The organism is Mycobacterium paraense (assembly GCF_002101815.1).
In the GTDB taxonomy this organism is placed as follows: Bacteria; Actinomycetota; Actinomycetes; order Mycobacteriales; family Mycobacteriaceae; genus Mycobacterium; species Mycobacterium paraense.
Map to the genome: position 1 here is coordinate 35020 of NZ_LQPM01000012.1, position 14923 is coordinate 49942.

Consider the following 14923-nt stretch of genomic DNA (forward strand, 5'->3'; position numbering starts at 1 on the left):
CGGGGGATGCGGGGCCTTTGGCGACCAATTCCTACCGCACCCATAAGGGATGGACGTTTAAGGGCGGCGTTGAAACAGGTAGTAGTACGTTGGCGTCTTGTCGTCGAGCTCCCGCTCGTCACCCTTGGCCAGCAGCGTCCAGCCGGCGGCCAATCGCCGTTCCATTTCGGTGCGGTCGACCCCCGGCACCCCGAACCTCCCGCCGGGAGGAAACGCGACGATGTACAGCCGCGCGTCGGGCGCCGCCACGGCGCTGACTTCCCGGGCGTACGCATCACGATCTGCGCTACTCATGTTGTGGATGCAGCCGTTGTCGACGATCAGCTGAAAACCAGTGCCGATCCCCTCGTGGCTCAACTGGGTGACATCGGCACGGGCGAAGTTGACCGAAGCACCGGCGGCGCGGGCCTTGGCACGCGCCTTCTCGAGCGGCTTCGCGACGTAGTCAACCCCGGTGACTTTCCACCCGTGTTGGGCAAGGTAGACGGCGCAATCCCCGGTTCCGCATCCGAGGTCAAGCGCCGAGCCCGTGGGCAGCGCAGGCGTATCGGCAGTTCCCTCGACCAGATCGCGCAAAGTCTGCCCGATCGCATGACCTTCCCAGGGCGTGAAGCCGATGCGGTAAAACAACCGAAATCGCGTGTGTCGAGAAGCCATAGCCGCAATCATGGCATTCCCACTCGCGTGCGCGCGCCGCGGCCGCTGGTGCGAGTTCGCAGAAAGGCTCGCTGAATGATGTCGCGGCTGAAGGCGTGGTGGAACGAGCGGGACCTGTACGACTGGACGACGAGGTATCTGCGCCAGCACGGGATGCTGCTCTCGGTCGAACCATCAAGGCTGTCATCGCCGGTTCGTCGGCCCTGGTGCCACTCACCGTGCTGCCCGGCCAACATCACCCCAGCGCCGCCGAGGTGATCACCGGCGGATTCGCCGGCACGTTCACCGCCGCCGTGACGTTGTGGTGCCTGACGCGCCGGCCCACCCGCCGGCAGCCCCTTTGGATTTGGGGCATCTCTCGGACCATGGAACGTATGCTCTTCGCTCCCAGGAGGATTCCCTCACCGGCCTGCTGAACCCGGGCGTTCACCGAGGCGGTCAGCAGCCGCTCGACGGATCCGCCGCGGGGCGACAGCCACCTGGCGGTGGTAATGATGGACCTCTACAACTTCAAACGCAGCAACGACACACTCGGTCATTCGGCTGGTGATCGCGCCAGCGCACCTTGTTCTAAGCCGAAGCACGACCAAGGATGACCGCGTCCTCGGCGCACATCAGCTTGAATTGATCGGGCTCGGCGTGCGTGGCAAGGGTGCGGCGATCCCACCACATCACTTTGGTTCGGTAGTTGTCGTTGGGGTAGGCGGCCGCCGGTATCCGCGAGGCCACCACGCCCCCGGACGATCGCCACTGCTCCAAGACATGGGCCGCCGCGGTGGCCATGACGAACTGGACACCCATCAGCGTCATCATCGGTAGCGCGGTGCGGGCCAACACCCTGGACAGCGCCCGGCTGCCGTACTCCTGGGAATTGGCCCAAGCGCTTTTTACCTCGACGACACCGAACGGGATGCGGTTGGCAATCATGTAGCGCAGCACGGCAGCGCCGGGGTTGCCGTCCCACTCATCGAGCGCGTGCGAATCCTCGGGCGTCTGCAGCGGCCCCACGACGCGGGTTCCTCCGACGACCCGCCCGCCCGGGTCGATCGCCGCGAAGAACAGCGCCGTGTCGGTGCCGTCCCGGACCGCGTCGACATCGAGCACCCATTCCAGTCCGTGCCGACGATAGCTCTGGAACGCGCCGTCCAGATATTGCTCCCACAGCTCGGGATCCGCTTCCGGGGTGGACGCGGCGACCCAACACCCTGTCGCCTGATCGCGCCAGCCCGCTCCCCCTTCCAACCACGAGCCCTTAATCGCCGCACTCGTGAGCTGTGCCGCTGCCATAGGTATCCCTTCAACTGTTAAGCGTGACTGCCGGACTATTTAGTCGGACGCGTCTTGAATTATTTCCCAAAATGTCCGCGCCACAAATAACCCGCGGTATTTATTTTCTTGATCGCTTTCCATCGCCAAACCGTTAGCGCTACCGATGAGTAATCGGCAACGCGCGGAAAGTTTGCGGCCGTGGATGCAGTATGGGCTGCTTGGTCGGCGACCGCTAGTCACTTCGCCGGCCGCGTCCGGGTCGGCCATCGCGTCACGCGCCGGCCTTGTTGCTCCGCGGGCGGCGATGACCATCGCATAAGGCAGCCCGGCCCCTTCTCACGCTGATGATTCAACAGCACGGCGATGATGGGTTCTACCTGTGGATTCCCTAAGTTGCGGCGTCGGGACGCCGCAGGTTTGCTGCCGCCGACCGACGGAATGGAGCGGGTTCTGCGCCGATTTTCGTGGGTCCCACGATTTTGGAACGCGCCGGTAGGTCGTCGGCCAAGACGCAGAATTGCGGAGCCGAGCGATTTTGCGGGTCGATGTTTGGCAACTGTTCCCTTTTGGTCGAGCGGCCGCCGGCGCTTCGCGAAAACCCGGCCCGCGAGGGCAGAATCGACGTTGTGACCAGGTGGCCAACCGTGGCGCGTGTCCGGCGGGCGATCTTCGCGCGGCACTGCAATCCGTGGAGCGCCTGGACGCGCTGGGCGAGCACGCCGCTGACCCTGGTGCCAGTGTGGACACGACGCTGGAGCCACGCGGCGTTGGTCGCGTTGTGGTTCGCCGCCAACCCGTTCGTCTTCGGCAAGCCGGCGCACGAACGCGCCTGGTCAACCAGGGCGATGCTGGGCGAGGAACTGTGGATCAGCCGTCGGCCCCGGGACGCGGCCGTGCTCGTCAGCGCGGTGACCTCCGTTGCCGCGCTGAGCGCCCTCGTCGCCGCCCTGCGTCACCGCCGGCTCCCGGCGGCGATCGCGGTCGCGGTGCAGATGGCGCTCACCCTGGTGTATTGGCAGCAGATGGTGCGCTATTTCGATCGCCACGCGCAGTAGCGTGACGGCATGCCCGACGAACCAACGACTCCCGACCCCGGGTACGACGCGGCCGGCGTGCCGACGTTCGAATCCGTCCGGGAGAAGATCGAGTCCCGCTATGCGACCGCCCAGGGCGCGGCCGAGCTCGACGCCGACACGGCGGAGGGCCGTTCGGTCGAAGAGCAGTACGAGGAGCGCGAGCGCGCGGCGGCGGAGCGGTTGAAGCAGATCCGGGAGTCGATGCGCCCCGACGAGCGTTGAGGTGCGCGCATTTTCCATCGACGAGCGGCGTAACCGCCTGGCGCGCAGGCATTTCCTTTCCACGGACGACCCAGCGCCGCTGACGCGGATGATCGGCGGGCTGGTGGGCCTGCACGCGACCGACCCCGCGACCCCGTACCTGTCGCTGTGGGCGCGCTCCCCCGGTTTCGTGACCGCCGACCTCGAGGCGCAGCTGTACCGGAAACGCTCCGCGCTCCGGCATCTGGCGATGCGCCGAACGCTGTGGCTGGTCAGCAGCGACGACCTGCCCATGATCCAGTCGGCCTCCAGCGCACGGGTCGCCGAGAACGAACGGCGCCGGCTGGCCGCCGACGTGCGCAAGGCGGGTGTGGCCGCCGACGGCGAGCGCTGGCTCGAGCGCGCCTGCGCGGCGGTGCTGCGCCATCTCGGCGACAGCGGGCCGGCGAGCAGCACCGAATTGCGGGCGGCGCTGCCCGAGCTGGCCGGGAGCTACGACCCGGCACCAGGAAAACCCTGGGGCGGCCGGGTTCCGCTCGCCCCGCGGGTGCTCACGGTGCTCTCCGCGCGCGGCGAGATCGTGCGGGGGCCGAACGACGGGCCGTGGACCACGTCGCGGCCGCGCTGGGCCAGGACCGGGGACTGGCTCGGCACGCCCGTGCAGGCCCCGCCCCCACACGCCGCGCAGGCCGACCTGACCCGCCGGTGGCTGGCAGCGTTCGGGCCCGCCACCACCGCCGACATCAAGTGGTGGCTCGGCACCACGCTGACCGCCGCCCGGCAGGCCCTGAGCGAGATCGGAGCGGTGGAAGTGGAGCTGCAGGGCGGCACCGGCTGGGCGTTGCCGGACGACCTCGATCCCGAGCCCGCGGCGCCCCCGTGGTGCGCCTTGCTGCCCGGGCTGGACGTCACCACCATGGGCTGGTTTCAGCGGGAGTGGTATCTCGGGGACCATCGCGACCGGGTGTTCGATCGCAACGGCAACGCCGGGCCGACGGCGTGGTGGAACGGACGCGTGGTGGGCGGCTGGTACCAGGACGACGGCGCCCGCGTGCGGGTGCAGCTCCTCGAGGATCCCGGTCGCGACGGACGGCGCGCCCTGCAGCGCCGCGCCGACGAGCTGACCTCGTGGCTGGACGGCGTGCGGATCAGCCCCCGCTTCCCGTCGCCGCTGTCGAAAGCCGGGCCGGTGTCCGGCTGATCGAGCCTGCGCACAGAGCGCGGAAATCGTCGAAAGTGAAGCGCTGGGCGCAGTCTCGACGCCCCGCGCGTTAGGCCGTCACTTTGCGGCGGCGGGTCGCGCGCCGCGGTGGCGCGGGTGTCCCGACGACGTCGGCCAGGAACTTGCCCGTGTAGCTTTCGGGCACCGCCGCGACGTCCTCGGGAGTGCCCTGGGCCACAACGGTTCCGCCCTCGGCGCCACCCTCCGGCCCCATGTCGACGATCCAGTCCGACGTCTTGATGACGTCCAGGTTGTGTTCGATGACGATGACCGTATTGCCTTTGTCGACAAGGCCGTTGATGACCTTGAGCAGCTTGCGGATATCGTCGAAATGCAGCCCGGTGGTGGGCTCGTCGAGGATGTAGATCGTGCGCCCGGTGGAGCGCTTCTGCAGTTCGGCGGCCAGCTTGACGCGCTGCGCCTCACCGCCGGACAGCGTCGGGGCGGGCTGGCCGAGGCGGACGTAGCCCAGCCCCACGTCGACGAGCGTGCGCAGGTAGCGGTGGATGCCGGTGATCGGCTCGAAGAACTCCGCCGCCTCCTCGATAGACATGTCCAGCACCTCGGAGATGGTCTTGCCCTTGTAGTGCACTTCCAAGGTTTCCCGGTTGTAGCGGGCGCCGTGGCAGACCTCGCACGGGACGTACACGTCGGGCAGGAAGTTCATCTCGATCTTGATGGTGCCGTCGCCCGTGCACGCCTCGCAGCGACCGCCCTTGACGTTGAACGAGAATCGGCCCGGCTGGTACCCGCGGACCTTGGCCTCGGTGGTGGCCGCGAACAGCGTGCGGATCTTGTCGAACACCCCGGTGTAGGTGGCCGGGTTGGACCGCGGCGTGCGGCCGATCGGCGACTGGTCGACCCGCACCAGCTTGTCCAAGTGGTCCAACCCGGTGACCCGGGTGTGCCGGCCGGGAACCTGCCGGGCGCCGTTGAGCCGGTTGGCCAGCACCGTGGCGAGGATGTCGTTGACCAGCGTCGACTTGCCGGAGCCCGACACCCCGGTCACCGAGGTGAGGACCCCGAGCGGGAACGACACGTCGATGCCGCGCAGGTTGTGCTCGCGCGCCCCGACGACGGTGAGCTGGCGGCGCCGGTCGACGGGCCGGCGGATCGCGGGGATCTCGATGCTCTCCTTGCCCGACAGGTAGGCGCCGGTGATCGAGTCCTTGTTCGCCAGCAGGTCGGCGTAGGTTCCGCTGTGCACGATCTCGCCGCCGTGCTCGCCGGCCCGGGGGCCGATGTCGACGATCCAGTCGGCGTGGGCGATGGTGTCCTCGTCGTGCTCGACGACGATCAGCGTGTTGCCCAAATCCCTTAAGCGGGTGAGGGTTTCGATGAGCCGACGGTTGTCGCGCTGATGCAGGCCGATGGACGGCTCGTCGAGCACGTAGAGCACGCCCACCAGGCCGGAGCCGATCTGCGTGGCCAGCCGGATGCGTTGGGCCTCGCCGCCGGACAGCGTGGCCGCCGCCCGCGACAGCGACAGGTAATCCAGCCCGACGTCGAGCAAAAAGCCCAGCCGCGACTGGATTTCCTTGAGCACCTGCCCCGCGATGGCCTGCTCACGCGTCCCCAGGGTGAGCGCGTTGAGGAAGTCCGAACAGTCCGAGATGGACAGCTCGCACACCTCGGCGATGGACTTCTTGCCGCGCCCGCCGGCGGACAGCGACACCGCCAGGATCTCCGGCTTGAGCCGGGTGCCCTCGCACACCGGGCAGGGCACGTCGCGCATGAAGCCCTCGTAGCGCTCCTTCATCTGCTCGGATTCGGTCTGCGCCATCTTGCGCTGCAGGAACGCCAGCACGCCCTCGAAATCGGCGTAGTACGACCGGGTGCGGCCGTACCGGTTGCGGTACCGCACGTGCACCTGGTGGTCGGAGCCCTCGAGAATCGCCTTGCGGGCCTTGGCCGGCAGCTTGCGCCACGGCGTGTCGACGTCGAAGCCCAGCTCGTCGCCGAGCCCGGCCATCATGCGGGTGAAGTACTCCGCGGTGTGGCCCGTCGACCACGGCGCCACCGCGCCCTCGGCCAGCGTGCGTTCGGGGTCGGGCACCACCAGGTCGGGGTCGACCTCCTTGCGGATGCCCAGGCCGGTGCACTCCGGGCAGGCGCCGTAGGGCGAGTTGAACGAAAAGGACCGCGGTTCCAGGTCGTCGACGGCCAGCGCGTGCCCGTTGGGGCAGGCCAGCTTCTCGGAGAACCGCTGCTCGCGGTTGTGGGCGTCGTGCTCGTGGTCGACGAACTCCAGCACCACGATGCCGTCGGCCAGGTTCAGCGCGGTCTCCACCGAGTCGGTGAGCCGCTGCTTGGCGCTGGCCTTGACGGTGAGCCGGTCGACCACCACCTCGATGTCGTGCTTCTCCTGCTTCTTCAGCTTCGGCGGATCGGTCAGCGAATGCACCACGCCGTCGACCCGCACCCGGCTGTAGCCCTGGGCGTTGAGCTTCTCGAACAGGTCCGCGAACTCGCCCTTGCGGGTGCGCACCACCGGGGCGAGCACCTGGAAGCGGGTGCCCTCCGGCATCGCCAGCACCTGGTCGACGATTTGCTGGGGCGTCTGGCGGGCGATCCGCTCGCCGCAGACCGGGCAGTGCGGGGTGCCCGCGCGGGCGTACAGCAGCCGCAGGTAGTCGTAGACCTCGGTGATGGTCCCGACGGTCGACCGCGGGTTGCGGTTGGTCGACTTCTGGTCGATGGACACCGCCGGGGACAGCCCCTCGATGAAGTCGACGTCCGGCTTGTCCATCTGCCCCAGGAACTGGCGGGCGTACGCCGACAGCGACTCGACGTAGCGGCGCTGGCCCTCGGCGAAGATCGTGTCGAACGCCAGCGACGACTTGCCCGACCCGGACAGCCCGGTGAACACGATCAACGCGTCGCGCGGCAGGTCGAGATCGACGCCCCGCAGGTTGTGCTCGCGGGCGCCCTTGATGATGAGGCGGTCAGCCACCGGTGCCTCTTTCAGTGAATGCTTTCGGTAGTGCAGCGGTTAATGCGCACGGCGCATTCCATGCTATGTGCCCGTACCGACAAGCAACGTTCGACCAGTAACGTGGCCGCTATGACGGCCGAGGATATGCCCGCTGGTGAGTTGGCCAACTACACCGGACACGTCGACCCCGGTACCGCGGCCCGCCGGACCCTACCCGGCGCCACGATTCTAAAGGCGTCGGTGGGCCCGATGGACAACAATGCCTATCTGGTCACGTGCGCCGAGACCGGCGAAACGCTGCTGATCGACGCGGCCAACGACGCCGACCTCCTGATCGACCTGATCCGGCGCTACGCGCCGAGGCTGTCGCTGATCGTGACCAGCCACCAGCACTTCGATCATTGGCAGGCGCTGGAGGCCGTCGCCGCCGCCACCGGTGCGCCGACCGCCGCCAACGCGATCGACGCCGAGCCGCTGCCGGTCAAACCCGAGCGTTTGCTCGCGGGCGGCGACACCCTGCACATCGGCAAGCTGAGGTTTGACGTCATCCACCTGCGCGGGCACACGCCGGGGTCGATCGCGCTGGCCCTCGATGGGCCGGCGACCGGCGGCGTCACGCAGCTGTTCACCGGCGACTGCCTGTTCCCCGGCGGGGTCGGCAAGACCTGGCAGCCCGGGGATTTCGCCCAGCTGCTCGACGACGTCACCACCCGGGTGTTCGACGTGTACGACGACTCCACCGTCATCTACCCCGGCCACGGCGACGACACCGTCTTGGGCGAAGAACGCCCCCACCTGGGCGAATGGCGCGAGCGGGGCTGGTAAGCGATCTAGTGGCGATCGCGAGCGCGGCCTGGCCGGGCGACGCGGATCGCCACATCGATCTAGTTCGTGGTGTGCACGATCAAGACGTCGACCTTGGCGCGACGCGAGACGTTGGCGGGCACCGACCCGAGAAGCCGGCCGGCGATCGTGCTCAGGCCGACGTTGCCGACGACCAGCAGGTCGGCCTTCTCGTCCTCGGCCAGCTTGACCAGCGCGTCGACCGGGGCGCCGACGACCGAGCGCTCCTCGACGTTCTTGGCTCCGGCTTTGTGCGCGCGCTCCTTGGCGTCCTGCAGGATCGCGTAGATCGGGGCCGTGCCCGACACCTTGTAGCTCTCGTCCCTCAGAGCGTCGGCGGCCCGGGTGTCCTCGTGCTGCGGCAGGTAGGCCGACGCAATGATCAGCTTGGCGTCGTCTCCGGCAATCTGCGCTGCCTTGTCCACCGCACGAAACGATGAATCCGAGCCGTCCGTCCCGACCACCACGGTCCGATAGGCACTCATTTACCCTCCCAGTTTCGGTTGGTCCGCCAACCCAAGACAGTATCGTGTTTGCCGGACAAAGAGGGATCAGATTCGTGGGTCAGCGCGGCGTGGCGCGACCGTCAATTGCGGGGCCACGCTGGGGCAACGAAAAGTTTGCCCGGCTGCGAAATGGCCGCCTGACCACCGCAAAACGGAAAGCCTTGCATTCCCGACGTTTTCGCGAAATGCGGCGCCGGAGTCCGAATACGCCGCCCCCGCACGGCGGACTAATGGTGAGACGGTTCATCCGGTGCGCCCTACAGTGACAAGCATCATGGCCATGTCCACCGCTGAGCAGCGGGCCTTCGACGCCCCCGGGGTCGCTGACCAGGCCGGGCCCGCGCGCGGGCGCGGCAGGTTGCTCGATCCGTGGGCGATCGCGGTGTTCGCCGCGGTCGTGAGCGCCGCATGGGCCTGCCGGCCGTCGTTGTGGTTCGACGAGGGCGCCACGATTTCGGCCGCGGCCAGCCGGACCCTGCCCGAGCTGTGGAAGCTGCTCGGCTACATCGACGCCGTTCACGGGCTGTATTACCTGCTCATGCACGGTTGGTTCGCGATCTTTCCGCCGACCGAATTCTGGTCGCGGGCGCCCAGCGCCCTGGCGGTCGGGGCCGCCGCCGCCGGCGTCACCGTGTTCACCAAGCAGTTCGTCCCCGGGCGCGCCACGGCGGTGTGCGCGGGTGTCGTGTTCGCGATCCTGCCGCGCACCACCTGGGCGGGCATGGAAGCGCGCTCCTATGCCTTCGCGGCCGCCGCGACCATCTGGCTGACGGTGCTGCTGGTCACCGCCGTCCGGCGCAACCGGGCGCGCCTGTGGGTGTCCTACGCGGCGGCGCTGGCGGTCTCGATCGTGCTGAGCCTCAACCTGATCCTGTTGGTGCCGGTGTACGCCGCGGCGCTGCCGGCGCTGGCGCCCAAGGGATCCCGCAAGTCCCCGGTCATCCGGTGGGCCATCAGCTCGGCCGTCGCCGTCGGCGCGGTGACGCCGTTCATCGTCTTCGCCCACGGCCAGGTGTACCAGGTCAACTGGCTCTTCCCGGTCAGCTGGCACTACGCGTTCGACATCATCCTGCGGCAGTACTTCGACCACAGCGTTCCGTTCGCCATCCTCACGGGCGTCCTCATCCTCGCCGCGGTGGCCGCCCGGCTCCGGGGCGCCCGGGGTCCGGCCGGCGACACCCGCGCCCTGTTGACCGTGTGCGTGGTCTGGATCGTCCTGCCCACCGCCCTGGTCGTCGTCTACTCGGCGGCCATCGAACCGATCTACTTTCCGCGTTACCTGATCCTCACCGCGCCCGCGGCGGCCGTCGTCATGGCCCTCTGCATCGTGACGATCGCGCGCAAACCGTGGCCGATCGCGGCCGCGGTGCTGGTGTTCGCCGGGGCCGCGCTGCCCAACTACCTGTTCATTCAGCGCTGGCCCTACGCCAAGGAGGGCTGGGATTACAGCCAGGTGGCCGACCTGATCAGCTCCCACGCGTCGCCCGGGGACTGCCTGATGGTGGACAACACCGTGCCCTGGCGGCCGGGCCCGATCCGCGCCCTGTTGGCCACCCGACCGGCCGCCTTCAAGTCGCTGATCGACGTCGAGCGCGGCGCCTACGGACCCAAGGTCGGCTGGCTGTGGGACGGGCACGTCGCGGTGTGGCTGACCACGGCCAAGATCAACAAGTGCACGACCATCTGGACCATCACCAACCGGGACACGTCGCTGCCCGATCACCAAGCCGGACCGGCACTGCCGCCCGGGACGGCCTTCGGGCGCGCCCCGGCGTATCGATTCCCCAGCTACCTCGGGTTCCGCATCGTGGAGCGCTGGCAATTCCATTACTCGCAGGTGCTCAAGTCGACGCGATGACGGGGGCATAGAAGCGCCGGCTCTGGGTAGTTGACGGTCATGCAGATTTGGCTGGCCGGCCCGCTGCTGGGTGGCGACGTGCAGGACGTGCGGCACTTCGTCGAACTGTTGGCCGCGTTCGGTTTGACGGCGCTGATCGGCATGGAGCGGACGGTGCAGGGTAAGAGCGCCGGGCTGCGGACCCAGACCATCGTCGGCACGTCGGCGGCGTTGATCATGCTGGTCAGCAAGTGCGGCTTCGGCGATGTGCTGCACCCCGGGTCGATCGTGCTCGACCCGTCCCGCGTCGCGGCCCAAATCGTCTCGGGCGTGGGCTTTTTGGGCGCCGGCATCATCATCACCCGGCGCGGCGCCGTGCACGGGCTCACCACGGCCGCGGCGGTGTGGGAATCGGCCGCGGTGGGCATGGCGGCCGGCGCGGGCCTGCTGCTGCTCGCCATCGCCGTGGTGGTGCTGCACTTCGTCAGCGCCCTGGCCTTCAGCGCGGTGGAGCGCCAGCTCGCGGCCAGGCTGCGCGGGACCACCCGGCTGCACATCATCTACGAGAACGGCCGCGGCGTGCTGCGCGAGGTGCTACGCATAGCCGGGCAGCACGATTGGCAGCTCACCGAACTCGACGCCGACGCCCATGACATCGACGACGGCGAGGTCAGGGTGACCATGACCCTGTCGGGCGCCAGGATGGGGAACGCGCGCGACGTGTTCGCCGAACTCGACGGGGTCGTCGCGGTCATACGCGCCGACGAGGAACCGGACTGAGCTCAGCGGCCGCCGCGGGTGGCGCGATAGGAAGCGACCACGCCCGCCGCGGTCAACGCCGTGAACACGGCGAACAGCCAGCGGGCCGCCATCGCGTCGCCGCCCTGGGTCGTGTTGACCACCACGCCGGCCACTCCCGCGCCGAACGCGCCGGAGACCAGCTGCACCGTGTTGATGGCCGCGGCCGCCGCGACGCCCTCGGTCGGGTCGTCGACGGAATCCATTGCGCGCACGGACAAATGGGGCCAGGCCATCCCGATCCCGATCCCGGCCACGAGCAACGCGAGCGTCCAGGCCGCGACCACCCCGGCCGACGCGTTGTCGCGCTGCGTGAGGGCGCCCAGCGCCAGGCCCGACGCCACCACCACCGGTGCGACCGCGATGACCCGGCCGATGGCCCGCGGGCTCACCAGGGACGCGCTGACGATCTCCGAGACGGTCCAGCCGACGGCCAGCGCCGCACCCAGAAACCCGGCGGCCACCGGCGTCAGGTGTGCCAAGCGCTGACCGAACAGCGGCACGTACGTGTCGACCATCGCGCCGACCATCAGCAGGCCCATGGTCAGGTAGATCCACTTCAAGGGTCCCGGCCCGAAGACGCTGGGCGGCAGCACCGCGGCGCGCGTCCGCCGGTCGACGACCGCGAACAGCCCGGCCAGCGCGACACCGGCCGCGAGCAGCCCGGCCGTCGCGACGATGTTGTGCGGGATCTGGGCGACGCTGACCGCCAGCGCCGCGGCGCCGATCAGCGCCAGCGACCACACCGGCACCCTCAGCACCGGCGTCTCGGCGCCCGCGCCGACGCGGCCGGCGGGCAGCGCGACCGGGACCAGCGCCGCCATCAGCGCCGTCAGGATCGCCATCGCGACGAACGCCCACCGCCACAGCCCGAACTGGGCGAACAGGCCGCCCATCGCGGGCCCGACCACCGTCGCGACGCCCCACATCGCCGACACCAGCGCGGAGGCCCGGGTCCACAGCGACCGCGGCAGCGCCGCGTTGATCACCGCGTAGCCGAGGCCGGCCAGCAGCCCGCCGGCCACGCCCTGCAGGGCGCGCGCGGCGATCAGCACCTCCATGTTGGGGGCGGCCCCGCACGCCAGGCTGGAGACACCGAACACGGCCAGCCCCATCAGGTACGACGGCCGCGCCCCGACGCGCACCAGCATCGGGTTGACCATGGTCGCCGCCACCACCGACCCGACCAGGTACAGCGTGGTCACCCACGCGTAGAGGCGGCTGCCGCCGATCTCGGCGACGGTGTTGGGCAGCAGGCTGATGGTCAGGAACTCGTTGGTGGCGTACAGCCCGACGCCGCCGGCCAGCACGACGGACGTGCCCAGGTACCGGGCGCCCAGCAGCTCACGCCAGCTGCCGGTGACATTCGCGGTGCGGGTCACTTCAGGCCGGCGGCGTCCATCCCGCGCAGTTCCTTCTTGAGGTCGGCGATCTCGTCGCGGAACCGCGCCGCGAGCTCGAACTGCAGGTCACGGGCGGCGGCCATCATCTGTGCGGTGAGGTCCTTGATCAGGTCGGCCAGTTCGGCGCGGGGCATGTTCGACGTGTCGCGGCCCTCGAACACGCCGGCGCTGACCGCGCGGCCCGGCTCGCCCTGGGCGCGGCGGCCGCGGGACATGCTGCGCCCGGACCCAATTTCGACGGTCTCGGTGTCGTCGGCCTCGCGGTAGACCTGGTCGAGGATGTCGGCGATCTTCTTGCGCAGCGGCTGCGGGTCGATGCCGTTGGCCTCGTTGTAGGCGATCTGCTTGGCCCGGCGCCGTTCGGTCTCGTCGATGGCCTCCTTCATCGAGTCGGTCATCGAGTCGGCGTACATGTGCACCTCGCCGGACACGTTGCGGGCGGCGCGGCCGATGGTCTGGATCAGGCTGCGCGTCGACCGCAGGAAGCCCTCCTTGTCGGCGTCGAGGATCGCCACCAGCGACACCTCCGGCAGGTCCAGGCCCTCGCGCAGCAGATTGATGCCGACCAGCACGTCGTATTCGCCCAGCCGCAGCTGGCGCAGCAGCTCCACCCGGCGCAGCGTGTCGACCTCGGAATGCAGGTAGCGCACCCGGATGCCCATCTCGAGCAGGTAGTCGGTGAGGTCCTCGGCCATCTTCTTGGTCAGCGTCGTCACCAGGACCCGCTGGTCGGCGTCGGCGCGCTTGCGGATCTCGCCGATGAGGTCGTCGATCTGGCCCTTGGTGGGCTTGACCACCACCTTCGGATCCACCAGCCCGGTCGGCCGGATCACCTGCTCGACGAACTCGCCGCCGGACTGGCTGAGCTCGTACGGGCCCGGCGTCGCCGACAGGTACACCGTCTGGCCGATCCGGTCGGCGAACTCCTCCCACGTCAGCGGGCGGTTGTCGCACGCGGACGGCAACCGGAAACCGTATTCGACCAGGTTGCGCTTGCGCGACATGTCGCCCTCGTACATCCCGCCGATCTGCGGCACCGTGACGTGCGACTCGTCGATGACCATCAGGAAGTCTTCCGGGAAGTAGTCCAGCAGCGTGGCCGGCGGCGAGCCGGGCCCCCGGCCGTCGATGTGGCGCGAATAGTTCTCGATGCCCGAGCAGAATCCGACCTGGCGCATCATCTCGATGTCGTAGTTGGTGCGCATCCGCAGCCGCTGGGCCTCCAAAAGCTTGCCCTGGCTTTCGAATTCGGCGAGCCGCTCGGCGAGCTCCTCCTCGATGGTCGAGATCGCGTGGGCCATCCGCTCCGGGCCGGCCACGTAGTGGGTGGCCGGGAAGATCCGCAGCGAGTCGACCTGGCGGATCACCTCGCCGGTCAGCGGGTGCAGGTAGTACAGCGCCTCGACCTCGTCGCCGAAGAACTCGATGCGGACCGCCAGCTCCTCGTAGGACGGGATGATCTCCACGGTGTCGCCGCGCACCCGGAACGAGCCGCGGGTGAAGGACAGGTCGTTGCGGGTGTACTGCACGTCGACCAGCAGCCGCAGCAACCCGTCCCGCGGCACCTCGCTGCCGACCCGCACCTCGACGGAGCGGTCCAGGTAGGACTGCGGGGTGCCCAGGCCGTAGATGCACGACACCGAGGCCACCACCACCACATCGCGGCGCGACAGCAGCGACGACGTCGCGGAGTGCCGCAGCCGCTCCACGTCGTCGTTGATCGAGCTGTCCTTCTCGATGTAGGTGTCGGTCTGCGCGATGTACGCCTCCGGCTGGTAGTAGTCGTAGTACGACACGAAGTACTCAACGGCGTTGTGCGGCAACATCTCCCGCAGCTCGTTGGCCAGCTGGGCGGCCAGCGTCTTGTTCGGCGCCATCACCAGGGTGGGGCGCTGCAGCCGCTCGATGAGCCACGCCGTGGTGGCCGACTTCCCGGTGCCGGTGGCACCGAGCAGCACCACGTCGCGCTCCCCCGCCCGGATCCGCCGCTCCAGCTCGTCGATGGCCGCGGGCTGGTCGCCGGCCGGTGCGTGCGGGCTGACGACCTCGAAGCGGCCGCCGGCGCGCACCAGCCCCGCCACCTCTTCTGCGGCGGGGCGGTATTCCGAATGCGCGACTACGGGATGTTCAGTGGCAAAGGCCATGCCACCAGGGTAGAGGCGGGCACCGACAAGTG

Annotated in this window: 12 protein-coding genes and 1 pseudogene; 7 read left to right on the forward strand and 6 right to left on the reverse strand. The window is 69.1% G+C overall.

Annotated elements, in window-relative coordinates; all coding sequences use genetic code 11:
- Positions 1-57: 57 nt before the first annotated feature.
- Positions 58-657, reverse strand: coding sequence for a class I SAM-dependent methyltransferase (locus tag AWB89_RS11565; RefSeq protein WP_085094784.1), 600 nt, complete (start codon positions 655-657; stop codon positions 58-60).
- A 431-nt stretch (positions 658-1088) separates the two neighbouring features.
- On the opposite strand from AWB89_RS11565, the pseudogene AWB89_RS27755 reads away from it, so the two are divergent.
- A pseudogene (locus AWB89_RS27755) lies at positions 1089-1253 on the forward strand (diguanylate cyclase domain-containing protein); the annotation flags it as partial.
- Here AWB89_RS27755 and AWB89_RS11580 read toward each other — a convergent pair.
- Positions 1228-1944, reverse strand: coding sequence for a hypothetical protein (locus AWB89_RS11580; protein WP_085094782.1), 717 nt, complete (start codon positions 1942-1944; stop codon positions 1228-1230). The pseudogene AWB89_RS27755 and the gene AWB89_RS11580 sit on opposite strands and share 26 nt — an antisense overlap.
- A gap of 608 nt (positions 1945-2552) precedes the next feature.
- Here AWB89_RS11580 and AWB89_RS11585 point away from each other — a divergent pair.
- From AWB89_RS11585 to AWB89_RS11595, 3 genes are read left to right on the forward strand one after another with little or no spacing between them, the layout of a single operon-like run.
- The gene (locus tag AWB89_RS11585; RefSeq protein ID WP_241520473.1) at positions 2553-2981 is read left to right on the forward strand and encodes a DUF6653 family protein; all 429 of its coding nucleotides are present in this window, start codon (positions 2553-2555) and stop codon (positions 2979-2981) included.
- A 9-nt stretch (positions 2982-2990) separates the two neighbouring features.
- Positions 2991-3224, forward strand: coding sequence for a hypothetical protein (locus tag AWB89_RS11590; RefSeq protein WP_085173703.1), 234 nt, complete (start codon positions 2991-2993; stop codon positions 3222-3224).
- 1 nt (position 3225) lies between these two features.
- Positions 3226-4404 (forward strand): winged helix DNA-binding domain-containing protein, encoded by a 1179-nt coding sequence (locus AWB89_RS11595; RefSeq protein ID WP_085173705.1) that lies wholly within the window; start codon positions 3226-3228, stop codon positions 4402-4404.
- A 70-nt stretch (positions 4405-4474) separates the two neighbouring features.
- Here the strand turns inward: AWB89_RS11595 and uvrA are convergent, their stop codons facing one another.
- Positions 4475-7378: an excinuclease ABC subunit UvrA gene (gene uvrA, locus AWB89_RS11600; RefSeq protein ID WP_085173707.1), complete on the reverse strand. Its 2904-nt coding sequence runs from the start codon at positions 7376-7378 to the stop codon at positions 4475-4477.
- 111 nt (positions 7379-7489) lie between these two features.
- Between uvrA and AWB89_RS11605 the strand changes: the two genes are divergently transcribed.
- The gene (locus AWB89_RS11605; RefSeq protein ID WP_085173709.1) at positions 7490-8185 is read left to right on the forward strand and encodes an MBL fold metallo-hydrolase; all 696 of its coding nucleotides are present in this window, start codon (positions 7490-7492) and stop codon (positions 8183-8185) included.
- Between the two features lie 59 nt (positions 8186-8244).
- Here the strand turns inward: AWB89_RS11605 and AWB89_RS11610 are convergent, their stop codons facing one another.
- Complete coding sequence (locus AWB89_RS11610; protein ID WP_066911252.1) at positions 8245-8688, reverse strand: universal stress protein; 444 nt, start codon at positions 8686-8688, stop codon at positions 8245-8247.
- 301 nt (positions 8689-8989) lie between these two features.
- Between AWB89_RS11610 and AWB89_RS11620 the strand changes: the two genes are divergently transcribed.
- Positions 8990-10567, forward strand: a complete 1578-nt coding sequence (locus AWB89_RS11620; protein ID WP_372515210.1) for a mannosyltransferase — start codon at positions 8990-8992, stop codon at positions 10565-10567.
- A gap of 39 nt (positions 10568-10606) precedes the next feature.
- Positions 10607-11326 (forward strand): MgtC/SapB family protein, encoded by a 720-nt coding sequence (locus tag AWB89_RS11625; protein ID WP_085173713.1) that lies wholly within the window; start codon positions 10607-10609, stop codon positions 11324-11326.
- Between the two features lie 2 nt (positions 11327-11328).
- On the opposite strand, the gene AWB89_RS11630 is transcribed toward AWB89_RS11625, so the two are convergent.
- Complete coding sequence (locus AWB89_RS11630) at positions 11329-12726, reverse strand: MFS transporter (protein WP_085173715.1); 1398 nt, start codon at positions 12724-12726, stop codon at positions 11329-11331.
- The gene (gene uvrB / locus AWB89_RS11635; RefSeq protein ID WP_085094766.1) at positions 12723-14891 is read right to left on the reverse strand and encodes an excinuclease ABC subunit UvrB; all 2169 of its coding nucleotides are present in this window, start codon (positions 14889-14891) and stop codon (positions 12723-12725) included. Before uvrB ends, AWB89_RS11630 begins: the two co-directional genes overlap by 4 nt.
- Between the last annotated feature and the right edge of the window lie 32 nt (positions 14892-14923).

Bases quoted from the DNA above. Each gene is read 5' to 3' on its own strand.
- AWB89_RS11565 (WP_085094784.1), bottom strand. From the start codon at position 657: ATGGCTTCTCGACACACGCGATTTCGGTTGTTTTACCGCATCGGCTTC.
- AWB89_RS11580 (WP_085094782.1), bottom strand. From the start codon at position 1,944: ATGGCAGCGGCACAGCTCACGAGTGCGGCGATTAAGGGCTCGTGGTTG.
- AWB89_RS11590 (WP_085173703.1), top strand. From the start codon at position 2,991: ATGCCCGACGAACCAACGACTCCCGACCCCGGGTACGACGCGGCCGGC.
- AWB89_RS11605 (WP_085173709.1), top strand. From the start codon at position 7,490: ATGACGGCCGAGGATATGCCCGCTGGTGAGTTGGCCAACTACACCGGA.
- AWB89_RS11610 (WP_066911252.1), bottom strand. From the start codon at position 8,688: ATGAGTGCCTATCGGACCGTGGTGGTCGGGACGGACGGCTCGGATTCA.
- AWB89_RS11620 (WP_372515210.1), top strand. From the start codon at position 8,990: ATGTCCACCGCTGAGCAGCGGGCCTTCGACGCCCCCGGGGTCGCTGAC.
- AWB89_RS11625 (WP_085173713.1), top strand. From the start codon at position 10,607: ATGCAGATTTGGCTGGCCGGCCCGCTGCTGGGTGGCGACGTGCAGGAC.
- uvrB (WP_085094766.1), bottom strand. From the start codon at position 14,891: ATGGCCTTTGCCACTGAACATCCCGTAGTCGCGCATTCGGAATACCGC.